At 43.3% G+C, this 23,423-nt stretch carries 27 protein-coding genes; 12 read left to right on the top strand and 15 right to left on the bottom strand.

The window, feature by feature from the left end; all coding sequences use genetic code 11:
- The first annotated feature begins 44 nt into the window (after positions 1–44).
- Positions 45–458, top strand: coding sequence for a GNAT family N-acetyltransferase (locus QMG91_RS11880; RefSeq protein ID WP_281826670.1), 414 nt, complete (start codon positions 45–47; stop codon positions 456–458).
- A 92-nt stretch (positions 459–550) separates the two neighbouring features.
- On the opposite strand, the gene QMG91_RS11875 is transcribed toward QMG91_RS11880, so the two are convergent.
- Positions 551–751 carry a hypothetical protein gene (locus tag QMG91_RS11875; protein ID WP_004400703.1) on the bottom strand — a complete coding sequence of 67 codons (201 nt, stop codon included), beginning with the start codon at positions 749–751 and terminating at the stop codon, positions 551–553.
- A gap of 484 nt (positions 752–1,235) precedes the next feature.
- On the opposite strand from QMG91_RS11875, the gene QMG91_RS11870 reads away from it, so the two are divergent.
- Positions 1,236–1,616 carry a DUF5071 domain-containing protein gene (locus QMG91_RS11870; protein WP_281826668.1) on the top strand — a complete coding sequence of 127 codons (381 nt, stop codon included), beginning with the start codon at positions 1,236–1,238 and terminating at the stop codon, positions 1,614–1,616.
- 74 nt (positions 1,617–1,690) lie between these two features.
- Positions 1,691–2,443: a class I SAM-dependent DNA methyltransferase gene (locus QMG91_RS11865; RefSeq protein WP_281826666.1), complete on the top strand. Its 753-nt coding sequence runs from the start codon at positions 1,691–1,693 to the stop codon at positions 2,441–2,443.
- A gap of 66 nt (positions 2,444–2,509) precedes the next feature.
- On the opposite strand, the gene QMG91_RS11860 is transcribed toward QMG91_RS11865, so the two are convergent.
- Positions 2,510–3,055, bottom strand: coding sequence for a TetR/AcrR family transcriptional regulator (locus QMG91_RS11860; RefSeq protein ID WP_281826664.1), 546 nt, complete (start codon positions 3,053–3,055; stop codon positions 2,510–2,512).
- 94 nt (positions 3,056–3,149) lie between these two features.
- On the opposite strand from QMG91_RS11860, the gene QMG91_RS11855 reads away from it, so the two are divergent.
- From QMG91_RS11855 to QMG91_RS11815, 9 genes are all read left to right on the top strand, one after another.
- A complete protein-coding gene (locus tag QMG91_RS11855; RefSeq protein ID WP_281826663.1) occupies positions 3,150–3,608 on the top strand; it encodes an HPP family protein in 459 nt (152 codons plus the stop codon).
- A 98-nt stretch (positions 3,609–3,706) separates the two neighbouring features.
- On the top strand, positions 3,707–3,913 hold the full coding sequence (gene dmpI, locus QMG91_RS11850; RefSeq protein ID WP_022550148.1) for a 4-oxalocrotonate tautomerase DmpI: 207 nt from the start codon (positions 3,707–3,709) through the stop codon (positions 3,911–3,913).
- Between the two features lie 128 nt (positions 3,914–4,041).
- Positions 4,042–4,365, top strand: coding sequence for a helix-turn-helix transcriptional regulator (locus QMG91_RS11845; protein WP_281826662.1), 324 nt, complete (start codon positions 4,042–4,044; stop codon positions 4,363–4,365).
- A gap of 165 nt (positions 4,366–4,530) precedes the next feature.
- Positions 4,531–4,815, top strand: a complete 285-nt coding sequence (locus QMG91_RS11840; RefSeq protein WP_281826661.1) for a MazG nucleotide pyrophosphohydrolase domain-containing protein — start codon at positions 4,531–4,533, stop codon at positions 4,813–4,815.
- Positions 4,816–4,828: 13 nt separating this feature from the next.
- Positions 4,829–5,182 (top strand): VOC family protein, encoded by a 354-nt coding sequence (locus tag QMG91_RS11835; protein WP_281826660.1) that lies wholly within the window; start codon positions 4,829–4,831, stop codon positions 5,180–5,182.
- A 260-nt stretch (positions 5,183–5,442) separates the two neighbouring features.
- The gene (locus tag QMG91_RS11830; RefSeq protein WP_281826658.1) at positions 5,443–7,059 is read left to right on the top strand and encodes a hypothetical protein; all 1,617 of its coding nucleotides are present in this window, start codon (positions 5,443–5,445) and stop codon (positions 7,057–7,059) included.
- A gap of 274 nt (positions 7,060–7,333) precedes the next feature.
- Positions 7,334–7,849, top strand: a complete 516-nt coding sequence (locus QMG91_RS11825) for a P-loop NTPase family protein (RefSeq protein WP_281826656.1) — start codon at positions 7,334–7,336, stop codon at positions 7,847–7,849.
- A gap of 128 nt (positions 7,850–7,977) precedes the next feature.
- Positions 7,978–8,358, top strand: a complete 381-nt coding sequence (locus tag QMG91_RS11820; protein ID WP_022590522.1) for a GFA family protein — start codon at positions 7,978–7,980, stop codon at positions 8,356–8,358.
- A gap of 382 nt (positions 8,359–8,740) precedes the next feature.
- Positions 8,741–10,069, top strand: coding sequence for a thrombospondin type 3 repeat-containing protein (locus tag QMG91_RS11815; RefSeq protein ID WP_022550155.1), 1,329 nt, complete (start codon positions 8,741–8,743; stop codon positions 10,067–10,069).
- Between the two features lie 46 nt (positions 10,070–10,115).
- Here the strand turns inward: QMG91_RS11815 and QMG91_RS11810 are convergent, their stop codons facing one another.
- The 13 genes from QMG91_RS11810 to cyoA all read right to left on the bottom strand — a co-directional run bounded on the left by QMG91_RS11810 (position 10,116) and on the right by cyoA (position 22,855).
- On the bottom strand, positions 10,116–11,408 hold the full coding sequence (locus QMG91_RS11810; protein WP_281826653.1) for a hypothetical protein: 1,293 nt from the start codon (positions 11,406–11,408) through the stop codon (positions 10,116–10,118).
- A gap of 3 nt (positions 11,409–11,411) precedes the next feature.
- Complete coding sequence (locus tag QMG91_RS11805; protein ID WP_281826651.1) at positions 11,412–12,149, bottom strand: ABC transporter ATP-binding protein; 738 nt, start codon at positions 12,147–12,149, stop codon at positions 11,412–11,414.
- A complete protein-coding gene (locus QMG91_RS11800) occupies positions 12,142–13,185 on the bottom strand; it encodes a FecCD family ABC transporter permease (protein WP_281826649.1) in 1,044 nt (347 codons plus the stop codon). Before QMG91_RS11800 ends, QMG91_RS11805 begins: the two co-directional genes overlap by 8 nt.
- Positions 13,185–14,246, bottom strand: a complete 1,062-nt coding sequence (locus QMG91_RS11795; RefSeq protein WP_281826648.1) for an ABC transporter substrate-binding protein — start codon at positions 14,244–14,246, stop codon at positions 13,185–13,187. Before QMG91_RS11795 ends, QMG91_RS11800 begins: the two co-directional genes overlap by 1 nt.
- A 201-nt stretch (positions 14,247–14,447) precedes the next feature.
- Positions 14,448–15,239: a hypothetical protein gene (locus QMG91_RS11790; RefSeq protein ID WP_022550159.1), complete on the bottom strand. Its 792-nt coding sequence runs from the start codon at positions 15,237–15,239 to the stop codon at positions 14,448–14,450.
- 1,064 nt (positions 15,240–16,303) lie between these two features.
- Positions 16,304–16,810 carry a hypothetical protein gene (locus QMG91_RS11785; protein WP_004399180.1) on the bottom strand — a complete coding sequence of 169 codons (507 nt, stop codon included), beginning with the start codon at positions 16,808–16,810 and terminating at the stop codon, positions 16,304–16,306.
- A 22-nt stretch (positions 16,811–16,832) separates the two neighbouring features.
- Positions 16,833–17,339, bottom strand: a complete 507-nt coding sequence (locus QMG91_RS11780) for a copper chaperone PCu(A)C (RefSeq protein WP_223096408.1) — start codon at positions 17,337–17,339, stop codon at positions 16,833–16,835.
- Entirely contained in the window at positions 17,336–17,968 is a 633-nt protein-coding gene (locus QMG91_RS11775; RefSeq protein ID WP_281826643.1) for an SCO family protein, read from the bottom strand. Before QMG91_RS11775 ends, QMG91_RS11780 begins: the two co-directional genes overlap by 4 nt.
- A complete protein-coding gene (gene cyoE / locus QMG91_RS11770) occupies positions 17,968–18,882 on the bottom strand; it encodes a heme o synthase (RefSeq protein WP_004399183.1) in 915 nt (304 codons plus the stop codon). The genes QMG91_RS11775 and cyoE overlap by 1 nt, the downstream gene beginning before the upstream one ends.
- Positions 18,883–18,894: 12 nt before the next feature.
- Positions 18,895–19,233 (bottom strand): cytochrome o ubiquinol oxidase subunit IV, encoded by a 339-nt coding sequence (cyoD, locus tag QMG91_RS11765; protein WP_004399184.1) that lies wholly within the window; start codon positions 19,231–19,233, stop codon positions 18,895–18,897.
- A complete protein-coding gene (gene cyoC, locus QMG91_RS11760) occupies positions 19,233–19,880 on the bottom strand; it encodes a cytochrome o ubiquinol oxidase subunit III (RefSeq protein WP_004399185.1) in 648 nt (215 codons plus the stop codon). The genes cyoD and cyoC overlap by 1 nt, the downstream gene beginning before the upstream one ends.
- Positions 19,881–19,896: 16 nt before the next feature.
- Positions 19,897–21,939, bottom strand: coding sequence for a cytochrome o ubiquinol oxidase subunit I (cyoB, locus tag QMG91_RS11755; RefSeq protein ID WP_049545018.1), 2,043 nt, complete (start codon positions 21,937–21,939; stop codon positions 19,897–19,899).
- A 28-nt stretch (positions 21,940–21,967) separates the two neighbouring features.
- Positions 21,968–22,855, bottom strand: coding sequence for a ubiquinol oxidase subunit II (gene cyoA / locus QMG91_RS11750; RefSeq protein ID WP_022599157.1), 888 nt, complete (start codon positions 22,853–22,855; stop codon positions 21,968–21,970).
- Between the last annotated feature and the right edge of the window lie 568 nt (positions 22,856–23,423).

Below are 23,423 nucleotides of genomic sequence, written 5' to 3'. Positions count from 1 at the left end.
AGTAAAATTCATCTAACATTAAGATGTTTTTATAAGGATGGGTAATGGAAATATTCACCGCAACAAAAGATGACTTGGAAGTTCTTGCTGATTTCAATAAGCAACTGATCCGAGATGAAGGGCATAGGTACTTAAAGAATAAAAGAGAGCTACTGCTTAGAATGGAACGTTGGTTAACTCATGAGTATTCGGCAGCATTGTTCAAGTTAGACAACGAGATCTTTGATTATGCATTATGGCGAGAACATACAGATTTTGTCTATATCCGTCAGTTTTTTATTTGTGACAAGTTTCGAAAGCGTGGCTTTGGAGGAAGAGCATTCAGGGCAGTAAAAGGAGAGTACTGGAAGTCGAAAAGGTTACGTTTGGAAGTATTAGCCCACAACAAGCGTGCACTAGGATTTTGGAAATCAGTAGGGTTCAATGAGTATAGTGTTACGCTTGAACAAGATAAGTAGTTATGGTCTGAGCTAAAGGTTAGTTCGAGACATGCTTTTTTACTACACTCAACCCCATCAAGGACGGGGCTGAATAGAAGATCGCGCTGGTATTAAAGAGCGTATCTAGCCAGTTCGTGTGAGTAGATCTTCTGACCATTGAAGGTATTTTCGTAAACTGCGTCCTGCTCAATGTATGACCAAGCGTGAACGTTAGAACCGGTCTGAATCGCAAGGCGAGCGATTACAGTATTGATGTTGCGACCAGAGTGATCTTTGCGTGAAGCAAATAGTGCTTTTAAAGATGCTAGCATGAGTTTCTTCTGTTGTAACAAAGTGACTAAAATTCGAGCGCAAAGATACTCGTTGATCGAAATGTGATCAATGTCTAATTTGTGGTTTTACTCGGTTTTTACTTCTTAAGAACATAGTTGCCGATATTTGCCAGCAAGCGGTTAACAATTTGTCGATAATGAGCTCATGTTTTTTTGTATCCAATGAATGCATTGAATACAGTTGAGTTTGCTTTTGAGGTGGTTCAACAAGGTATACTCTATGGAAGGAATATGAGGAGGCTATACTCAATGCGAGGTACTCTGGTGACCCGTTTGATTTCAACTCTCAGAGTAATTATTGATTTGAGAAGTCCGCCCAACTTAGCCTTCGATCTTATTGCTCATCTTTCAAATTTTCCAAAGTATCTGATAGCCTTCAAGTAAAATACGATTTGAAAAATATTCACGTTCTTTAAAACGTTGTTTGGTAAATCTAATATCGGTAATAATTTAATTATTTCTTATGTGTAATATTATTCCAGTAAACAAGTCAGACATTAGAACCTGCGAGCGTTTATTTAAACTCTCTAATTCTGAAATCGAACCTTATATTTATGAATTATTGGAATGGATGCAAGACTTAAATTGGCCTGTCGCTTACCCCGTTTCAAAGCGATTGTTTCTTTTCAACACTGAGTTGGTTGAACCGTTATTGAAGATATTAAATAGTGATGATGACACGTGGAAATATTGGATTGTTTCTTACTTTTTACATCACACAAGCAATAATGTTTACGATCGTTTGTTCTTTAAGCTTAGCAGTATGAAAAATCATCCTACTAAACGGGAAGTTGATGAAGAGGTACATGATGCTGTTTGCGAGCTGTTGCAAATGCGGGGGTAATAAAACGGTTAAGCTATCGCGATTCGTCGCTAACCAGAATAGCATTAATCTACGCCTTTCTAACGGAGAAATCATTGAGACAAAGTAAAAGTGAGTTTTGGTCAGGTGAGGAGTATGACTCTCAGTATGCCCACCTTTATGCCAATAATATTTCATTTCTGAATGATTTAGTTCGGCAACAAGATGCGACAAGTTTATTAGATGTTTGCTGTGGTACAGGTTTGGTCACTATACCATTGTCCACTGACCTAAAGCGTACTGTCGGTATCGATTTTTCACTGCCCATGCTCAGATATGCGAATGAAAAATCGAAGGGTTTAGAGGATGTAGAATTCCTTGAATCGGACGCATCTAAGTTCAGCATTGGAGATACTTTCGATTTAATTTCCATGACGGGAAATGCATTTCAAGCTTTCATCACCGAGAAATCACTAAAAGCTGTTTTAGGCAATATTCGGCAACATATGCACAGTAACAGCTTATTCGTATTTGATACGCGATTACTTTGTCAGTCAAACCTTGAGGCAATGAGTATTTGTGAATACAGAGATAGCTACATCGGTCCTAATGGTGAACAGGTTAAGGTTGAAGGCAAGGGTTCCAAGCATCAACAATTTGAAAATACTATCCTCCTCGATATTCGTAGGGAATACCAGAGCGGTGAACGTTACGATAGTCAAATTGAACTAAAATATTGGTCTCTCGATGAAGTTAGACAACATTTAGCTAGCTGCAATTTGGAGATAGTTGAGATGTATGCTGACTGGAACAAGACTCCAATTGAAGACTCTTCTACGAACTTAGTGGCGGTGGTGCAGCCGCTATAATACAAGGCTGAGTATAAGCAATCCTCACAACGTCAGAAAAGTGATGACCAAATCGAAATTGTGGACTTAAAACCGCCGCAAAATATTTAAGCTGCTGGAGATGGCATGGGAGTAATTTCCGGTGACATAGGCTGTTGTAATCGCCCCTTCCTTGAGTAAACAAATGGCATCCAAAAGTTCTTCGGAATTGCTTTTTAATTTACTTTTGATCAACTGCCGAACCTGCTCTTTGTGATGCTTGCAGTATTGCGAAATATCGCTGTTGGCATCGCTGAATTCCGCTGACGTGTTGATAAAGAAACAGCCTCTGAAGTCGCCAAGTTGTCTTTCATTGTTGGTGAACCAACTGTTCAGTGAAGTAAATAACACGTCCACAAGCTCTCGGTCAGACTCTACTCCTTCAAGTTTTCCCTCCAACCAGTTTATGAAGGTTTGGTGCCTTCGATTCAACACAGCAAGGACCAACTCATCTTTGCTATTAAAATGGCTGTATAACGTTCTTTTGGCTACCCCAGACTCCTTTAGTATTTCATTGATACCAATAGAGTTTATGCCTAACCGATAAAAAAGGTCTAAGGCGGTATCCAGTAACTGCTCTCTCTTCTGACTCATTGAACCTCCGTCGTCTGAGAGTATCTTGACATTAGTATACCAGTCTGTCTACTATCGAAAGTAGACAACTTGTTCTACTTTTATTGAGGTATGTATGAATCATTATTCTCTATCTGTGATTGCTGGGCTTGGTGCGGCGTTAACCATTGGTCTGCTGTCCTTTTTTGATGCGAATATTCACGATGTGGCGATGGTTATGGCACCATTTGGTGCAACGGCTGTTTTAGTGTTTGGGGTGCCAAATAGCCCACTGGCTCAACCAAAGAATGTGATTTTAGGGCATTTGATTACCGCTTTTATTGGAGTGGCGTTTTCTCAATATATGGATGTGACACCTATAACTCTGGGGATTGCTACTGGTTTAGGCGTTACCGCAATGTTGGTTACTAAAACGACTCATCCACCTGCTGGCGCGAACCCTATTCTCATTATGTTGTCTGGGCAAGGGTGGCTGTTCTTGTTAACTCCGGTATTGGTGGGTTCTGTTTTTATTGTGGTGATGGCAAAAGGTCTGGAATCTCTAAAAAGTTTTCAGTCAAAAACGACACATTGACTGGAGGTATCCACCAGATTCTCAGTTTTTCGAGAGTTAAATAGAATGGATGTTGATACGATGGTTCTGTGCAACCAATGAATTTAAAGGAGTAAATCATGCCCTTCATTGCTTTTGAATCCGGTCAACTTACAGATGAAGTGAAAGAACAGCTTATTGAAAAGCTGACCGAAGTTTCTGTTGAAATTACAGGCATACCCAAGGAGCTCTTTCTTGTCTCCATACGTGAACAACCAGACAAAAACATTGCCGTTGGCGGAAAAAGTGTAGAAAAGATCAAAGAAGAGCTAGCCAATAAATCATAGAAAAGCAGGGCGTTAGAGCTGAGATATGGCGCTGTAATGACATAGTGTTGTCACAATAGTGTCGTATCGGGGAAAGGATTTTCTAAGATAATGAACAAAACCCTTTTGCTAAGGATATGGTGGCAGAGATGGAAGTTGATAAAGAGATGCTAAAGCGACTGAGAGAATCAAATGCCTGGAGTCAGGCACACCTTGCTCAGGTAAGCGGAATCAGCTTGAGAACTATTCAACGCATCGAAAAGTCGGGTATTGCTTCTCCTGAATCTGTTAAGTCTCTCTGTGCTACATTTGGTGTCCGGGTAAGTGATCTAAAAGTAGCGGAGTCGTTTCAGGAAGAAGCAGTTCCGACACTTTCTGGCTTACTGAAGTACCACATCTCACATATGGATAGAGGTGTGACTCTCATCGCGTTTGGCATTGCGTTCACTATCGCTTTTATCCTTACTTTTTAAGAATCTTTGCTAGGTAAAAATTAAGACAGATTAAATCCCCGCAACCAATCTAACGAATTTCGCCGAATAGCTTAAATATTTTAGTAGCTTGTGGCACTCTAACGGCGTATTACATTGCCATTTATATAAGCGTTACCAATCTGAAGAAATTACAACTAGAACGTTATGAAATTATCTGAGTTACAAAAGCACATTAAAGAATTTGATCATGCACCTGATCAGCCAGAACATTATTTTCTTAAGCTGATTGAAGAAGTAGGGGAGCTGTCTGAGTCGATTCGCGGAGGAAGAAAGGGTCAGCCAGAGTTAAGTCAATTGAAAGGGTCTGTGGCTGAAGAGCTCTACGATGTTCTGTATTACGTATGCGCGCTCGCCAACATCTACGATGTGGACCTAGAAAGTACACATGAACTTAAAGAAGTGTTGAACAAAGCCAAATACAACCGATAAAGCGGAGGTAAACATGAAAATTTTGATGATGAGAATTCCATGCAAAAACCTGAAAGAGGCAGAAGCTTTTTATTCAGAAAAACTGGGATGGCAGAAAATTTTTGGTTCAGAGTCTGAGGGTTATATTGGCTATCAGCTTGAGAACGTACAAGTGCTTCTGGAGCCCGAAGAAATCGGTGAATTCGAATGTGGAAGATACCTTGGCTTCAGTTTGGAAGTTGAAGATATAAATCGGTATTACGAAGAAACCAAGAAAAAGGGTGTGACTTTCATTGGCTCGCCTGAAAAGCAAGATTGGGGTGGCATCATGACGCACATAGAGGATTGCAGTAAGAACTCGTTTTCAATTGTGCAGTCTGGTGAGTAAGGCGTATTAAACTTTTCACCAAAAATGCAAAAGTTCCATACCCCGATTCTTGATGTCAGATTATAGATATGAGTCTCTTCAATAAGTTACGTGAATGTCGACTGTCTCTAATTTGAGATTATTTGACAATGCTGTAACAAAAACAATAGTAATGATTATCGTTTCAATGAAAATGTAAGTGCTTTATTGCATAGGTGCAAGGTGTTTTTTCTTTTAAAAATCAATGCCTCGCAAATATTCAAAAAATTAAAAGAATGCTTATGACCTCTTCAATCGATAATACACTTCAGTTGGTTAGTCAGCCAAATGTAACAAAACCAAATGCATCAAAAATCCCAACTCAGTTTGCGTTAGCCGCACTAACAATTTCACTGACCGCTTGTGGTGGTGGATCGAGTGACGGAAACGGTACCACGAACAATTTGGGCGACAACTCACCGAGTACAAAAGTACCTACAACCACTTCAACAGAAATACTTGAGTACGCATCAAAAGAAACTCAGCTCTTCTATTTAGAGTTTTTTTCCAACTCTGCTGAGCTAGGTAGCCTCACAAGAGTTAATAACACTTATCGCGAAGATAAGATTGAAAGAATTAACTCAGATGGAAGCCTAGAAAACATCACCACGGATGCGACTCAATCTGTTACTCAGTTCATCAATAATGAGTGGCGCACCTTTCAAAGCCAGCGCATTCTGGTTATTGAAAACGATAGGTTACTAGGCAGCATGCACGAAGACTTCACTAGTGATGCCCAGCATTTATTCGAGGGTAAAGTGGTGAGCTTAGCAGGATTGCCTATGTATAAATATTTGCCATCGTCAAACGATATGATTCCCCAATCCGCTACTTTTGGTCCTGGTGCGAAAGCGATAGAGATAAAAGAGTATATACTTCAAGATACTTACTTTGCTTGGCTCAACAGCACGCGCATTAGGTTATTGAATGAGGAAGCCTTGGTCCATTACGATTATGGAGATGGTAATGCGGTAAAATTAACCACTTTATCTCCATCACACCTTGTTAATGAGGCGAGTAAAACAAACGATCTATTTAACTCTGTTGAAGGCTTTACCAACGGAGCCTATAAGACTCAGATGATTGCCGATGGGAGTCTCAAGTCTTTTTATCGTATTGGCGATAAAGACAGCTCTTCTGCAACAGCTCAAGAAGCCCATTCAGGCACTTGGCAATGGGAAGACCTTAACGGTCAGAATGCCATTGTATTTTCGCTTGATATTCATAAGAACTTTTCTGTTCCTAGATCTATGTACGCCTCAGTAAATGGTCAGGTGGTGCATGGAAGTAAATTACCGTCGGGATCTTTGCTTACAGAGAAAGTCCCTAGTGCTTATGATAGGAATTACATCATTGAAAATGGCTATTTTTTTAATGAGGAAGCCAAGCAGGACATTCTTAAGGTCCTTACCTTTAATCAAGCTATTTGTAACAAGGGTGACAAAAGTTTAAGCGATTCAAGTTTGTCGTCGATTGATCTTCAGAATGCAGCGGGGGGATGTAACATTAAACCTGATGTTCATTTTGAAGAATCAGACATTCGTAATAAAACCTTTGCTTTGAAATACAACCCACATTTAGACATAGACGAAATTGAGTTTAAGTCAGATGTTTATGGTAACAATAAAGTAGTGGGTTTTGGCTCAGAGCATGAATTGCTTTCAGAAATGACTTGGGAGTTGGAGCCATTAACAAATCGATTGATCATTGAAGATGCAGCTGATCAAGGTAAGTTCAAATGGGAGTGGGTTTTAACCAGTCGCGACAATGGTTCACTTAATGTGAAGGCACTGAGAAAATCCTCAATTCCGGGCAACAATAGTCATATTGAAAGCTTTGTACTCTACGAAGTCGATTAGCACTAAGTTAGAAGAACGATACCAATCGTAAGGAGCGTGTCAAACGATGCGCTCGTATTGATTATTACCGATTAAAACTCTGCTGATAGTGGTTGACAGAGTGCTCGCGCTGGTTAAGGATAAAACAATGAATATGACGACAACGCTACTTAAATCTCGAATTATCATCATTCCATAGGAATGGTGGGATTCTGACGCGTTGTATTTTGAACCCACCCAAGAGGTGGGTTTTCTGTATCTGTCTCTTGGTGGCAAACAACATTAAGGAGGCAGTATGAAAAAAATCGCGGTATTTGGGAAACCAGGCAGCGGGAAATCCACTTTAAGTAAGCGCCTTTCATCGGCAACCGGTATTCTCTTGCATCCGCTGGATTCGATCGTTTATCAGCCAAACGGAGAACTGACAGATCGAAAGGTTTTTGACGAAAAGCATCAGGAAATACTGACTTCTGAATCCTGGATCATCGATGGGTTAGGACCTCTTGGCTCTTTTAACCAAAGGCTGGAAGCAGCGGATACCTTGATCTATATTAATCTTCCCTATTCTGCCAGCTACTGGTGGGTGACAAAGCGATTATTGAAAGGGGTATTTGTAAAACCAGAGGGCTGGCCAGACGGAAGCTCAGTACTAAAGGGAAGCATACAAAGCTACAAAATGCTTAAGCTGTCACCAAAGTTTTGGAATGAAGACTTTCAAAGCCGCCTCGAAAGTATCTCTGAAGGGAAGTCGCTGCATGTTATTCGCTCTGTCGCAGATCTAAAAGGCTTCATCGAGCAGCAAATTGGCTAATCCTGAATGTTGCGCTGGGAAAGAAAACCGAGCGCTTCAACAATCCACGACTCTGCTGACAGTTATTGTCAGCTTGTGGAGCTACTCTCTGAGTGGGCACAGACCACGGATGGAGTGGAGGAAATCTCATGATTCAGGGAAGTTGTTGTTGTGGTGCCGTTAAGTTTGTACTTAATGCTAAACCCAAATTTTTAGGCATTTGCCATTGCAGTCGCTGTAGAAAACTTGGCACGTCAGAGTTTTTTATGGTCGATAAAGCGAGCTTTGAGTGGGTAGAGGGAAAAGAGTTTGTTGAGGTATACCGGGCAAAACCTCCATTTATCTATGATCGCTGTTTTTGCAGTAAATGCGGCTCTAATTTAGGTGAAATGCTTTCTGATGTTGAATCGTTTCCTATTGCCGCGAATACTCTGGATACAGACCTAGGAATGGAAGTGACTTATCAGGAACATGCGTCATCCAGACCTGTTTGGCAATCGCTTCACCCCGGAGCAAAAGTTTCTCAATAGCTCGTTCGTGATTAGCTCATTCTCGATCTGATTTGTTTCGATTTAGCGCAGCTCTTTGGTTGCGCTATTCGCGACAGCTACATTGAAACGTCGAAGAGTCATTCCACTTTTCCCCATAGATTTTGATTCCAAAAAGGTAGCATCTGGCTCGTGTAAGATGACATCAAGCATCAAAGTAATAAAACTGTAAATAGTGAAATGTACTGGCTAGATTTATTTCTATAGTGATCAATTTAAGATAATGATCAATATACAGGCTGATGAGCTAGTCGAGTAATGAAATTAAAGTGTGACTTTGGATTGGCTACGGGATATTTAATACTGCAGGAAAAATCTGTTTCCATTACACATGAGCGTGATTGTATAACCAATGGAAATGATTATGATAAATGCAATTCTAATGTCGGCGTTGGCAACGTCTTTTCTCCCACTTGATCAAGCGTCAACAGAAGCTCCGGCATTACTGGAAGCAGAAACATCGGTTTTGGCTCAGGCTGTTAATCAGGCAGCATACAACCCTCTCTGCCAGACTATTCAGCTGGATTCATCTTATAACGCAACGTTAAACACAAACGGCGGCGTGTGCGTTCATTTTTCTGTAACCGAGCCAACCAAAATCACCAGCATTATGGCGCAACTTGATGCCGCTACTGATGCGTCGCTCAAGCTTTACCATCATACAAATGGTCAATTTAAGCAGATTGGTACGGAATCGGTAGCTGCTGGTACAGGCAGTGAAGTTCTGCATAGCCTGAATCAGCCGGGTGAGTACTACTGGCAAATCACGGTAAACAAAGCAACAAACGACGCGATTCTATTTGGTTCTATCACAACAAAACATTTCGATGAGCACGAAGTAAACGACACATTTGAAACATCGACGCCTTTCCTGAATGGCTGGCACAGTGTGACTGCTAACATGGATACGGGAATTGATGCCGATTATTTCCTTTACAAGGCGAACAGCACAGATGGCATCAAACTTTTCTTAGATGACCAGCTTGCTCCGAACAGCTGGACGTTGGAAGTTCTACGTGTGAATGCCAACAACTGGGTGGAATACCAAGGCGGTGTTGAGCACTTGATTCTTGGTCTAGCCAAAGATGAACAAATGTTGGTTCGTGTTACTGCAAACCCTGCGGCAACTGCAACAACAGAATCTTACGCACTGTCTGTGGGAGCTCCGAAGGTGGTGTCTCCAGACTACAAATACGCACCGGGCAACTTCTCTGGTAGCGTGAGCCTACAGGGTCGAGTGAACAAAAATACGTACTTCAATGCTGCTTCGCCATACGATACATTGAAATCGTTTGTGATCATGCCTCGTAGCGACATCAGCCCGTCGTTGAACTGCCGAATTCGTCTATACGATGCAACAAACACGCAGATTGGTATGTATGGCTGTGACCGCCCAAGGCAGGTTAACTTCAGTGAAATGAATGAGTACCAAAAACCTATTCGAGCACACTTGGAAATGTACCATGCAGATTTTGCTGACCGCTCAACTGTGTATTACAACATCGGCTTGAATGCATCGTTCAACTACATTGAAGATCTGGATAACGATGGTATGCCTAAGTCGTTTGAAACGAAATACGGTTTGAACGATCTTACAGCATTGGATGCGGCTCTGGATACCGATGGTGATGGCGTCACTAACCTTAAGGAATATCAGGCAGAGACTGACCCAACAGATCCATTAAGCAAGTAATCAGCGCTTAAGAAAAACAACCCCGCAGCGATGCGGGGTTGTTTTTTTATACATTGACTATGGCGTGTTTCCGGTGGCGAACCAGCCCAACACAAATGTCCCTGAGCAACCCATTCTTGTTAGTACCGTGATCAGGATAGCGATGGTAGTCGTCTCCGTTATGAACGACAATCTTCCCACCGCGACCGTCATCAGTCGGGTATTGCCAAAGCCAGTCGGAAGGCTTGGGATCGCTTTCCGTTCCCACATGAGTTAACGCAATACCATCTTCTGGCATGTCGGAATAGCTGCGACTGTATTGACCGAATACGCCTTCCCAGCCGTCAAAGCCTTCGGGCATTTTGCTGAAGAAGCCATATGGATCATTGGCAACGCGAACTTTCAAATTTTGAAAGGGTCTGGGTGGCACGGTTCTGAATGGTTTCAACACTGGTAGCCATTCAATGACAGTTTCGCTATTGATAACAAGCTGACCACCTTGCTTGAGGTAGTTCATAAACTCTGCCTGTCGTGTGCGCAGATAGATCTGGTCGCAGATTCTGGGAACAACAATCACATCACTGTTCCAAACCCTTTCATCAATCTCGTAAACAGACTGGAAGCGTATGCGTCCGGGAGTATTCGCAAACGTGTCTTGCAAATACGGCGGTTCGTTTTCCGTTTCAATGTCGCTGCTTGATAAATAGGTCACTGTAAATTCAGGCACCTGTTCTCTGTCGATCCCGAGTTCCCGGTTCAGCCAAGGATAGAACCCATCAATTAAACGCTTTGCAGCAGGCATGAATCTCTGACCATTGTGGCTATGTGGATCAAGCGTGGTTAACAACACACGGCCACCGTTTGGGAGATCGGGAAAATCGACCATAACTGAGCCTTGGTCCTCTTCCATGTTAAGAAGAGAGGTGCCCGAGTGATTCGTATTGAATACACCATGCCAGTGCCATTTCATGTCGTCGAACGAGACGAAATCAAACAAGTTATGTTCCGGATTAGGCAGGTAAAGCTCAATGTGCCCATCGGGTTTTGTCCACCATAGCCAGTCACTGATCCGTTTGTTTTCCCATGTCACATCGACTGCGGTCAACCATTGGTCGATGTTCTTAACAGGAAAGGCAATTAAGAAGCCTCCGGATTCGACATAGGCGTTGATTTGCCGGGCATGCTTTTCCAACTGCGAGCCGTTTGTGTGGCAAGAAATGATCACCGCCGCGTACTGAGTTAAGTCCGTACTCGGCAGGTCATTCAGGTAGATCATGTCATCCATCCAATGGGCGTAATCTCGGAATGACAAGATTTGGGAGCCGCAGCCCCACGTAATATAAGCAATCTTTTTATTCATGGGTTACATCTCAAATCGAGGGGCAAGGGTTACTGAGTTGTCGGACTGAAATACCGCTTTATCCACTCTGATGCCATACAGTTTGGTGAGATTCTCTGAATTCAGAGTTGTCTCCGTAGTGCCGTGCAGATACTGGCTCTGACCATTCATCAAAAGCACATGAGTGGCGGTTTCAAGAGCGTGTTGAGGCATGTGAGTGGTGTAAACCACCGTCATCCCCAGTTCCTGATTAAGCTGTCGGATCTTACTGAGTACTATTGCCTGATTGTGGTAATCCAGCGCAGAACATGGCTCGTCTAAGATCAGAATGTCACATTCTGATGTCAGTGCCTGAGCGATCATCACCAGTTGCTTCTGCCCGCCACTAAGCTGATTAAAGTTGCGTTCGTGAAGGTGATGAATCTGCATCATCTCTAGGTAATGATGAGCCAGTTCAAAATCTTTAGTGCTCGGTGAACCAGTCAGTCCCAGATATCGCGCCCGTCCCATCAGAACAATATCGAGCACGGAGTAGCTAAATGGCATATCAAAAAGCTGAGGTACATAGCCAATGATTCCATTGGTACTGACGCTTCCACTGTCTGGCTTTTTATTCCCAATCAAAGCATTGAGCAAGGTGGTTTTTCCTACACCATTTGCCCCCATAATGGCGAGAACTTCTCCCTGAGTGATGTTCAGCTCATAACCGCTCAGGATCTCAGTATCTCCCGCTTTGAGTACGAGATTTTGTACTTTAATCATTGTTCCACCCGCTGTTTGAGTGCGCCTTTCGCAGAATGAACGCGAACAGGGGAACACCGATAAGGGAGGTCATGATTCCAATTGGAATTTCAGCGTCAGACGCCGTTCGTGCCGTATTATCGATGACCAGCATAAAGATGGCACCGATAAGCCCGGAAACGGGGATAAGCCGAATGTGATTCGCCCCCGCCAGAAAGCGCGCAATATGAGGAATGATCAATCCGACCCAACCGATAGCGCCAGCGGTGGCAACCACACCGGATGAGATCACCGCCATCGCAACCAAAATGATCCACCGTATTTTGTTGAACGGCGAGCCCAGAGCTTTGGCTCTCTCTTCACCCATTGAGATGATGTTCATCTGGTAACGAAGTAGATAAATCATGATGGACGCTGGGATCACGGTAATAGCAAGTAAGGCAAGCGAGTCGTAACCGACAGAGGCTATGCTACCCATTAGCCAGTAGGTAATGGAGGGCAGTTTTGAAAACGGGTCTGCCAGCAATTTGATGATGGAGATGGCTGCGCCAAAGAAAGTCGATATGATCACGCCAACCAGAACCAGCGAAAGCACTGAAGTTCTGCCATTGACTCTGGCAAGAAGCATGACCGCAAAAACGCTTAACATACCGAACACGAATGCCAGAAGCAGTGTGATGAGTGTGTTTTCAAATAACAGGATAGCGAGTGTCCCGCCAAATGCCGCACCTGACGTCACCCCAATTATGCTGGAGTCAACGAGTGGGTTTCGGAACAGGCCTTGTGCGGCAACGCCAGAAACAGCCAGACCAACGCCAATCAGGATGGCAGCCAGAATTCTCGGCATGCGAATCAGTTCGACGATGCGTTGTTCAATAGGGGACCAGTCAACATCGATTGAAGCAACCAGATTATCCAGCAGAATGAACATCACTTTTGAAAGACTTATTTCGTAGCGCCCGAGAGTGGCGGAATAGAGGGTCAGAAAGAACAAAGCGATCAGTAGTGCGTAGATCGCTTTGTCTTTGGTCACCCGATAATTGGTGTGAACCGTCATTATTTCAAGCCAAACTTCTCAGTGTATCCAGTGCTGACACCGTTTTGATCCATCTGCATGATCTGCGTGTATTGCTTGTCAGTAATATCCACGCCGTAGATGGTTTTGTAGGCGTCTTTAACCTTTGATGAGAACTGAGCTTTTTCGAACTGATCTGTGTGCGCGATCTGAGCAAGCCACTGCATGGTCAGATAGGCTTCAGACGCGTCTGGAGAGCGGTTAAACAGAGGCACTTTGTACACTTGCTTTTTCTTCACCGCATCGATGTCTGCTAACAATTCATTGCTGTAAAAATCGTTAGGTGTAAGTTCTTCTGCCCAGGCAGGGATAACGATCACCGAAGGGTTCCAGATGTACATCTGTTCCAGGTTGATGGTTTTCCACCATTCGGCTTTGTCGTCCTGACCAACGTTATTGATACCGGCAATACTGTGGTCAGTTGAGTTATTGGCAACAATGCGGATGTCCTGACCAAGCTTGTCTACTTCGAGCATCTTAGGATAAGCACTTTTCGCGACAGAGCTTAGCGTACCCTTTAGCTGGTTATTGGCATCGCGTGCAATGTTTACGATCATTTCAGCTCGTTCAGATTGCCCCGAAATTTCGCCAGACATGATGACCGTATTCTCTCTGTCTTCATTGCTGCAGCATCCCCATGTAGCGACAGTCAGACCAACACGCTCTAGTGGTTCGCTGAGTTTGGGATCGTATTCCCACTGGAAAATGATGTCAGGGTTGTTCTTGAGTATCGCCTCTACGTTAGGAACAAACTTGTCCTTCGCGGCGTTAGCTTGAACGGTTTTAAAATGAGGGAAAAATTCTGCATAGAGACCGTTGTTGATGCTCTTTTGAGATTTTTCCGTAATGTTGACAATGGTTTCCGGCTTTAAAGTCACGGCACTGTAAATAATAGGCGCAGAGCTGGCGATGGCGACCACGCGCTCAGGGTGGTTTTTAAGGGTAATCTCTTTGCCACGGCTGTCTTTAAACGTAACTTCCGCATTGGCAGTGCCTGAAGCAAGCAAAATAGCTGAAATAGCTAGTACTTTATAATTTGTCATTATTTTATTCCGTTGTGATAACTGCGCGTTACGCTATCAGAAATGATAATTATTATCAATAATATCAGTAATGAGTTGAGCTCATCTTTTTTATTGAGACAACGGAGGAGCTTTCAGACAGAGAAATGGTAAAGCTGGCTTCTGAACTTGCTGTCAGAAGCCAAATAGATTGAGGCGCAAGACCTACAGACTTTAGAATTGTCAGAAAAATAAGCTAAATGAAGTAACGCCAGAAATGACGACAAGAGTGGCAGTGATCCCGTACTGCGCATTAGGCGTAATGATATGCCGGGTTAAATTAGGGGCAACCATAAAGTTGGAGCCGCCCCAGTCTCTGTCTTTCATGTGGAAACACAAGCTCAGAAACATCAGATGGCTTGAGGTTACGATTCGTGCATGAAAAAAATCGTCAGCAAATATCGCAATGGCGATAGACGCAGTTTGTGTGATGAGCAGAGTCAGCTTAGGAAGAACCCACTTATATTCCACTAACAGCATTTGAAGCACCCACGCGCAGTAGAGCACGATCAGTTGCCATGGAACACTGGTGCCAAATAAGATGATGGAACCACTGTCGTCTAAGTAAGTTTGTTTGCTGCCCGCCAGCCAAACGTAAATAGAAATAGCGAGGTAAGCCGATAGAAAGAAAGAGGCATGCGCTTGCTTTTTCCATTGCACGTACAAAAAGCCAATGGTATGCGCAATGATGAAAGCCATCATGCCTTTATCAAAGCTCTCAAGGCTGATGAGCTCAGTCAGCAGCATGAAACAAAGCAAGTTAAAGCTTGTTTCTAAGAAGAAGATTCGTTTTAGTTCGCGTGCGTTATCGACAGGCTTAACCAAAGGCCACAACAGAGCAGGCAATATAATAGTGAGAAAGAACCCTACCCAAACCGAGCTTTCTACCAGTGAGTAAAAACCTTGTGCATAGAGCAGACAAAACAGCAGGAAAAGCAGCGAAGAGAGTGGTGGGTAATAAGGGCTGTTAGTCATACATTTCTTCTGTTGAAGCGATTAAAGTGTCGCCAAGGTGTTTGATTTATTTAACCTGGTTGCTGAGCTGCCAAGCAGAATCCAACACAATACCTATTCACTTTCCTTTGAGGTTCTATGGCAAAGCGGAGAAGTGTAGCGGAAACCCGAGACTAAATACATAGCCATATTCGAGTTCATTCAAATCATCTCTATTAACTGACCGATAACATGCGCAGGCAACATGGAAACATACATGCTGGTAGATCGTGCTTTATCATCATCAAATTTAACGTCGCGAATTGTCCGCCATTTTGAATAAAATGTCAGCGATTTTATGAATTCAAGAAGGGTTATTAAATGGCGTTGTTTTTCACTCTATAATGAGTTAACTCATTAATTAATAATCATTTAATTCTTAGTTCTATCGGTGTTCTATGTATTTGGTTTAAACAAATGTCTTGATTTGTTTAGTGGGAGTTGTGTGCAAGTCAAAATAAAAGCCAGACATGCGTCTGGCTTTAAAAGGGCGATAAGCCCAGATTGATTAAGGAACAACAGATACCGGTGAACGTTCAGTAGATTGAATTCCACTTGCATCAACTGGGGAATGTTCCCATGTAGGGCATTATCGGCTCAATGAATTGAAGCGACAAGACAGATAATGCTTCAAAATATGTAGGACATTGACCCGTTTAACTAAGATGTCCAAATTCTTAACTTATTAATTAACAAATACAATTACTTACCTTTTATTCAGTGTGAAGTGGAAGGGAGAGCTGGAGAGTGAAAAATTTACATTTGTTTGAAACTGGTGCAGTTTTGCGTGTCTTCAGATTTGAACTTTCGAATCCATTTACCTCGATAGTTTAATAAAAACAAATGGTTACATTGAGATGTGTTAGTGATAGCTGTTTGGTTGGCGAGGTTGAAAATACCAACAGGTAACGACGATAAGTAGATGATATCTCACAACGCTTTGCGAGAAGTGACCTTGTTTTTATGGGAGACAGGAGGTGAATAGAGGGGGAAAAGAAAGAAGAACCCGAACCAATGGTTTTGATTCAGGTTCATGATGTTTCAAATCAGTTGCGAACCACCTGGCGGGTAGTCACCAGACAAAGTGTCGAAAACTGCTCCGTCAGAAACGCCTGTTTGCCAGCAATACGTTTACTGGTGAGTACAAAGGTTCTGTCGGTTAACTTGCCTTGGAAATCCCATTTACTGAACGCTTCGTGTCGAGCATCAGCACATGAAGTTTGTAAAACATAACTTTCGGTAACCGAAGTATCGCAGGTACCACTTGTATTTTTCACACCGTGAAAAGTGACATGACTATCGCGGTCGCGATAATTTGTGACGGCTAATGCGTTGTATAAGTGAACATCATCGGGCTCGCTGTTATAAGACAGCATTCGATGGGGGTTCTTCTTAAGGCTGGCTCTTGCCAGTTGACGAAGTTCCTGAGAGCAGGGGATGGTTTGCTTTTCAGCAATACTGTCCATCGATGTTTTTACGGGCGCTTCGTCTTCTGCCAAAACTGTAGGGGAAAATACCACTAAACCGGAAAGTAAAATCAAAGCGGGTTTCATGTAACGCTCCGTAGAATAAGGCTTATTTTGCCTTAATGGTCATGACTGGGAAGTTGAGAGTATAACGCTCGCCAGTATCCTGTATCAACGTGACTTCGACGGTATCGCCTTCAACAAATCGCTGTTTAATACCTAATAGCATCAAGTGATAGCCACCAGGCTTCAGCTCCAAAGATTCGTTAGCACCGACTTCAAGAACATCAATTTTGCGCATCGCCATTCTGCTGTCACGCAGAAACATTCGGTGAAATTCCGTATGTTTGGCTGCGTTGGTCTCAACGCCTGTAAATCTGATGGTTTCAGAGCTTTTGTTTGTTAGCGTAAAGTAACCTGATGTCACCTTAATACCGGGAATGGTGGCTTTCATTCGTGCGTAATCAACGTAGACCTCGCCGGAGAGCTTTTGAACTTTGCTTGAAGGGCGAGGATCAGGCTGATAGAACGGCTTTTTGGTTTTTTCGTAGTAAGCGACTGAAAAAGCCAGTAGAAACGCGACAAAACAAACTAGCCCTATTTTGGCTAGTTTCATGAAGCGTCACCTTTTTTCGAATTGTACTCTTCCCATGCACGCTCAATTCGAGCCGAAAGCTCAATTGGCGTTGTGCTGTGACTCATCGAATCAATCAACTGACCGCTTGGGTCAATGACGTAGAAACGCGAGGCATGGTCTACTGTGTAGGCGAGCTCTGAAGATTCCATGTCAACCAAATCGAAATACACACCATATTGGTTTGTCATGGTTTTAATTTCTTCTTCTGTGCCTGTCAGACCAAGAATTCGCTTATCAAAGTGCTGAGCAAATTCATGAAGAGAATCTAAATCGTCTCGTTTAGGGTCAACACTTACGAAGAAACCTTGCGTCTTGTTGTACACATCTTCCGATAAATACTTGAACGACGCAGACATCACACCCATTGAAGAAGGGCATACTTCCGCGCAGTTTAAGAAGCCGAAATACATCACAACAACATTGTTTTTGAATTCTTCGGAATTGATCGCACCAGTTGCGCTATCAAGTTGAAATTTACCACCTAAGTCTTTGAACTGGCGAGGCTTCTCACCGATTGGAATCGTTGAGTTGTCCACGTAAAGTGCAAGAAGACCTGCCAGAGCAAGGACACCCAATGCTAAAACTAACTTCACTGGGTTTCGAGACATTAGATAAACTCCTTAAGTTGGAGAGCATTCAAAGAAGCTTGATGAGTTTCATGGATTTCTGATGGTGAAAAATCGATAGAGATTAGAACGCAGAAAACCATAATACAGACGATAGAGAAGAGCATAAGCTGCTTACCCCATTGTTCTGTCGGCATCTTCTGGAAGCTTACTTTCGCAAGATACAACCAGTACATGCTAACCAAACCCATTCCAAGTGCGTACCAGCTTCCCGCGTAACCCAGATAGGTTAGGGCTAGAGAAGCAATCGCAAACGCAACTATGTACGCCATAATATGCGTACGAGCTTTATCGATCCCTTCTTTGATAGGCAAAACAGGGATAGATGCCGCTTTGTAGTCTTCGAAGCGATAAATCGCTATAGCGTATGAGTGCGGAATTTGCCAGATGCAGAAAGTTAGGAAAACAATGGCTGCACCTACATCAAACTGATTAGTGACTGCACAGTAACCGATAACAGGTGGGCATGCACCAGACAAACCACCAATCAAAGTGCCATGTACGGAGTGACGCTTGTAGTAAAGGCTGTAGAAACCAACATAGACCACAAAACCAAGCACACCAAACCAGAAGGCGACAATAGAGGTGTAGAAAAATAGAGTAACAAAGCCTGCTACACCCAGAATCGTCGCCCAAATAAGCGCGTTCGAAACGGGAACGACTTTTTGTACCAGTTCACGTTGGCATGTGCGCTTCATTTTTGCATCGATGTCTTTATCGATGAAGTTATTGAATACGCAGCCAGATGCCACTATGAACGTAGTACCTAAACACACGGCAAGGAAAAGCTGCCAGTCAATCTGGCCCTGAGAGGCCAGAAAGAATCCGCCAGCCGCGGCAACTAGGTTGCCGCGGATGATGCCAGGTTTAGTCAGTTGTAAATAATTCGAAATCATTATGTATTCCGATTAGTGACCCATCAGCATGTTGTGGTTCAGGTGCTCCATGATCCAGAGCGAACCAATCAATACGATGGCGACTATTAACACCACAAAAACAGCGGAGGTGGTGTTCCACATTTGCTCGGAAGACGTGTTCATGTGCAGGAAGAAAACAAGCTGAACCAAAACCTGAGCAACAGCACAGATCAGGATTACGCCAATTTTCAACTGCGGAGAACCTACGTCCATCATCACCATAGCGAATGGGATAACGGTCAATACGATAGAGTAAATCAGACCCAGTACGTATTCTTTAACGCTGCCATGAGCTTGGCCGCCGTGACCATGTTCTGCAGATTGTCCCATTACATAACTCCCATTAGGTAAACAACACTAAACACACAGATCCAGATAACGTCCAGGAAGTGCCAGAACAAGCTCAGGCAAGACAGACGTGCATGGTTGTCTTCTGTGAAGCCATCACGTTTGAAGTGGAAGTAAAGAATGATCATCCAAATCAGACCTGCAAATACGTGCAGACCGTGAGTAGCAACAAGTGCATAGAATGAAGACCAGTAGGCGCTGCTGTCGAAAGTGGCACCTGCTTCGCTGAAGTGATGGAACTCGTAGATTTCCATAATCAAGAAGCCAAGACCAAGGGCAAAGGTGGTCCATAACCAGAACCACATGCCTTTTTCATCACGCTCTTTCGCTTTCAGCATACCCATACCGAAAGTGAAACTACTGAGTAGTAGAAGCGCAGTACCACCTGCAACGAACCACAGGTTAAACAGTTCAGTTGGTTCAATGATGCCGGCAAAGCTGGTAGAGAACACCGCAAATACCGCAAACAAAGTACCGAATAATAAACAGTCGCTTAGGATGTAGACCCAGAAACCGAAGATAGTATCGCCAGCGTAGTCGTGGTGGTCATGATCATCATGACCACCATCCGAGCCGTGATGCTCAAACGAACTATTGGTATCCAGCACTGATTTATCATGTGCAGTCATTTTATTTCCTCACTCCTTAAACCGCTGGGGAACCAGATTTAACGTCATTGTTATCAGCATCTTTATTATTCGCTGAGTTGAATTCAGGGTGATCCTGATACACTCGAGCTAGATGAGGTCCTTCAATAGCCTCAACTTCAGATACTTCAACGAAGTAGTCTTTATTGCGCTGGAAGCTGTAGGCAATCCAAGACACAACCATACCCAGGAAGCTAGCAATTACCATCCACCAGATGTGCCATACAAACGCAAAGCCAAATACTAGTGAGAATGCACTGATAACAACGCCAGCCCAAGTGTTACGAGGCATGTGAATGCGCTTGTAGCGATCAGGTTTCTGGTAAGCCATACCGTGTTCTTTGCGGTATTGGTGCTCATCACGATCGTGGATCTTAGGTAGTGTAGCGAAGTTGTAGAACGCTGGTGGTGAAGAAGTAGCCCACTCAAGAGTACGCGCATTCCACGGGTCACCTGTTGTGTCCATGTTGTCCTTACGGTCACGGATACTGATGAAGATCTGCCATACCTGAGCAGCAACACCAAGAGCGATGATACCTACGCCACAAGCTGCGATCCAAAGCAATGGAGCCCACTCTGGGTTGTCGATAGTCGCAAGACGGCGAGTCATGCCGTTGAAGCCAAGTACGTATACAGGCATGAAGGCAACGAAGAAACCTACAGTCCAAAGCACACATGAGATCTTGCCCCACTTCTCGTTGAGCTTGAAGCCAGTTGCTTTCGGGAACCAGTAAGTAAAGCCAGCGAAGTAACCGAACAATGCACCACCAATGATTACGTTATGGAAGTGAGCGATTACGAACAAGCTGTTGTGCAGTACGAAGTTTGCTGCTGGAACTGCCAGCATTACACCTGTCATACCGCCAATAGTAAATGTCACTAGGAATGCACAGGTCCACCACATACTTGCTGTGAACTCAACACGACCTTTGTACATGGTAAACAGCCAGTTAAATATCTTAACCCCGGTGGGTATGGATATGATCATGGTGGCTATACCGAAGAAGGCGTTAACACTTGCGCCGGCACCCATGGTAAAGAAGTGGTGTAGCCATACGATGAACGACATCAGCATGATTACTGCGGTTGCCCATACTAGTGAAGTGTAACCAAACAGACGTTTACGTGAGAAGGTTGCACACACTTCAGAGAAGATACCGAAAGCAGGCAGAATCAGGATGTAAACTTCTGGGTGACCCCATGCCCAAATCAGGTTCACGTACATCATGACGTTGCCGCCCATGTCGTTCGTGAAGAAATGAGTACCGATGTAACGGTCAAGAGTCAGTAAGGTCAGTGTTACCGTCAGGATTGGGAAAGCAACAACAATCAGGGCGTTCGCACACAAAGATGTCCATGTGAACACAGGCATTTGCATTAGCTTCATGCCAGGCGCACGCATACGCAGAATAGTTACGACAAAGTTAACACCCGTCAGAAGCGTACCAATACCTGATATCTGGAGAGACCAGAGCCAATAATCGACCCCTACCCAAGGGCTGTACTCCATCCCAGAAAGTGGTGGGTATGCCAACCAACCTGTTGCCGCGAACTCACCAACGAACAGAGACAGGTTAATCAAGATAGCGCCTACAACAAATAGCCAGAAGCTCAAAGAGTTCAGGAATGGGAAAGCAACGTCTCGAGCACCGATCTGCAAAGGAACGATAACGTTCATCAGACCAACGATGAATGGCATTGCTACGAAGAAGATCATGATTACGCCGTGGGCGGTAAAGATCTGGTCGTAGTGCTCAGGAGGCAAGTAGCCTGCATCGATAGTGTCTAGGGCTTGCTGAGAACGCATCAAAACGGCGTCCGAGAAGCCACGGAACATCATGACTAAAGCCACGATGATATACATGATACCTATCTTTTTGTGGTCGACAGAGGTAAACCACTCATTCCACAGGTATGTCCATTTTTTCTGGTAGGTGATTAAGCCACACAGTGCTAATCCACCCAAAATAGCTGCAACCATTACGGGCAAAATTACTGGGTCATAATAAGGGATGACATCCCAGTTAAGTTTCCCGAATATTAAATCAGGTTCGGCATGTACGTCGCCTTTATAGGCCATTTTGGACTCCTGAATGTTTCTCAATAATGTCTTTGAATCTCAAAGGGTCTACGGTCGAGTAATACGTCACCGGGTGCGGTGTACGGATTTGTTCTTTCTCGTTATCTATCAATACTTGGTAGCTGGCGTCGTTAAGTGCTTGCTCAGACGTCTTAACTTTGCTCAACCAGTCGTTGAATTCTGAGTCGTCGACTACGTGCGCTTTAAAGTGCATGTTAGAGAAGCCAAACCCACTGTAGTTTGCAGACAGACCGCGGTAGACACCTTCTTCTGATGCCATCAGGTGAAGACGGTTTTCCATGCCTGCCATTGCGTAGATTTGACTACCCAATTGAGGAATGAAGAACGAGTTCATAGTGGTGTCAGAGGTAACAAGGAATTCGACAGGACGATCAACTGGGAAAGCCAGTTCGTTTACCGTTGCGATTTGCTGTTCAGGGTAAATGAACAACCACTTCCAGTTCATTGAAACGACTTGGATAGTCAGGGGCTTTTTATCAGATTCAATCTCACGGCGTGGATCAAGAGAGTGGGAGGTTTCATAAGTAACCCAACCCAAAGCCAGAATGATTAAACATGGTACAGTCCAAACTATCACTTCGATTTTTGTTGAGTGTTCCCAGTTAGGTTTGTATTCAGCATCTTTGTTAGATGCACGATACTTGTATGGGAAGTACACACATAGGAACAACACCGGAACGATGATGATTGCCATAAGCAAAACGGAAGTGATAATCAGCGATTCCTGAGCTTGACCGATTGGTCCCTTAGGATCGAATAACACCATGTTACTGCCGAAGAATAGTACGCCTAATAAAATCAGCCCCACGACTGAAGTTAATATTAATGCAACTTTTATGTTACATTTTATTTTCATTTGTCCTCCCTGGAGCTCACGCCAGAATAAATTCAAAGACAATACTTAAAATACGAAGCACCCAAATACGCGGATCAGATGCGAAATTAGAAAAAATTTGCACGTGAAATGACGTCAAACAAAAACCTAAGTTTTCGTTAACAATTCATTATCATTTGAAACAAATCTCTTACAAAATGCAGTGATATTAGAACTTAGATACTAAAGGGTGAATTAAAGTACCAAATTGTTAAATTAGCAAGCTTTTACTTGTTCAGAACTGTAAATTTCAATCTATGTATAAATTACAAAAATATTAATTTCATTTTTTCAAAAAATGAGGTAATGCGTGGTTTTCCTAGCAACAATCTGTTTTACAGAGCGAAATAAATAAAGAAAAATACCATTCCCATAATATTAGTGTGCCATTTTTCTGGTCTTAGTATTAATGCTCATATTATTTCTGATATAACCTTTCTCTTGTTGTGGTAAATTTTGAGATCTGTGTTCAAATCGATTTCATTCAACTTGCATACGCTTTAACCAGGAAAAACTGATGAAGTAGTTAATGACATACTGGTTATCGTTT

Source organism: Vibrio nigripulchritudo, from assembly GCF_027924785.1.
Lineage (GTDB): Bacteria > Pseudomonadota > Gammaproteobacteria > Enterobacterales > Vibrionaceae > Vibrio > Vibrio nigripulchritudo.
The sequence above is the reverse complement of the archived record's forward strand: the minus strand, read 5'-3'. Positions and strand labels throughout refer to the sequence as shown.

Coding starts and splice junctions, on each gene's coding strand:
- QMG91_RS11825 (WP_281826656.1), top strand. CDS start 7,334: ATGAAAAAAATCGCGGTATTTGGGAAACCAGGCAGCGGGAAATCCACT.
- QMG91_RS11820 (WP_022590522.1), top strand. CDS start 7,978: ATGATTCAGGGAAGTTGTTGTTGTGGTGCCGTTAAGTTTGTACTTAAT.
- QMG91_RS11870 (WP_281826668.1), top strand. CDS start 1,236: ATGTGTAATATTATTCCAGTAAACAAGTCAGACATTAGAACCTGCGAG.
- QMG91_RS11835 (WP_281826660.1), top strand. CDS start 4,829: ATGAAAATTTTGATGATGAGAATTCCATGCAAAAACCTGAAAGAGGCA.
- cyoE (WP_004399183.1), bottom strand. CDS start 18,882: ATGATTTCGAATTATTTACAACTGACTAAACCTGGCATCATCCGCGGC.
- cyoC (WP_004399185.1), bottom strand. CDS start 19,880: ATGACTGCACATGATAAATCAGTGCTGGATACCAATAGTTCGTTTGAG.
- QMG91_RS11780 (WP_223096408.1), bottom strand. CDS start 17,339: ATGAAACTAGCCAAAATAGGGCTAGTTTGTTTTGTCGCGTTTCTACTG.
- QMG91_RS11815 (WP_022550155.1), top strand. CDS start 8,741: ATGATAAATGCAATTCTAATGTCGGCGTTGGCAACGTCTTTTCTCCCA.
- QMG91_RS11840 (WP_281826661.1), top strand. CDS start 4,531: ATGAAATTATCTGAGTTACAAAAGCACATTAAAGAATTTGATCATGCA.
- QMG91_RS11860 (WP_281826664.1), bottom strand. CDS start 3,055: ATGAGTCAGAAGAGAGAGCAGTTACTGGATACCGCCTTAGACCTTTTT.
- QMG91_RS11810 (WP_281826653.1), bottom strand. CDS start 11,408: ATGAATAAAAAGATTGCTTATATTACGTGGGGCTGCGGCTCCCAAATC.
- QMG91_RS11785 (WP_004399180.1), bottom strand. CDS start 16,810: ATGAAACCCGCTTTGATTTTACTTTCCGGTTTAGTGGTATTTTCCCCT.
- QMG91_RS11880 (WP_281826670.1), top strand. CDS start 45: ATGGAAATATTCACCGCAACAAAAGATGACTTGGAAGTTCTTGCTGAT.
- QMG91_RS11800 (WP_281826649.1), bottom strand. CDS start 13,185: ATGACGGTTCACACCAATTATCGGGTGACCAAAGACAAAGCGATCTAC.
- QMG91_RS11790 (WP_022550159.1), bottom strand. CDS start 15,239: ATGACTAACAGCCCTTATTACCCACCACTCTCTTCGCTGCTTTTCCTG.
- dmpI (WP_022550148.1), top strand. CDS start 3,707: ATGCCCTTCATTGCTTTTGAATCCGGTCAACTTACAGATGAAGTGAAA.
- cyoD (WP_004399184.1), bottom strand. CDS start 19,233: ATGGGACAATCTGCAGAACATGGTCACGGCGGCCAAGCTCATGGCAGC.
- QMG91_RS11805 (WP_281826651.1), bottom strand. CDS start 12,149: ATGATTAAAGTACAAAATCTCGTACTCAAAGCGGGAGATACTGAGATC.
- QMG91_RS11845 (WP_281826662.1), top strand. CDS start 4,042: ATGGAAGTTGATAAAGAGATGCTAAAGCGACTGAGAGAATCAAATGCC.
- QMG91_RS11775 (WP_281826643.1), bottom strand. CDS start 17,968: ATGTCTCGAAACCCAGTGAAGTTAGTTTTAGCATTGGGTGTCCTTGCT.
- QMG91_RS11875 (WP_004400703.1), bottom strand. CDS start 751: ATGCTAGCATCTTTAAAAGCACTATTTGCTTCACGCAAAGATCACTCT.
- cyoA (WP_022599157.1), bottom strand. CDS start 22,855: ATGAAAATAAAATGTAACATAAAAGTTGCATTAATATTAACTTCAGTC.
- QMG91_RS11830 (WP_281826658.1), top strand. CDS start 5,443: ATGACCTCTTCAATCGATAATACACTTCAGTTGGTTAGTCAGCCAAAT.
- QMG91_RS11855 (WP_281826663.1), top strand. CDS start 3,150: ATGAATCATTATTCTCTATCTGTGATTGCTGGGCTTGGTGCGGCGTTA.
- QMG91_RS11795 (WP_281826648.1), bottom strand. CDS start 14,246: ATGACAAATTATAAAGTACTAGCTATTTCAGCTATTTTGCTTGCTTCA.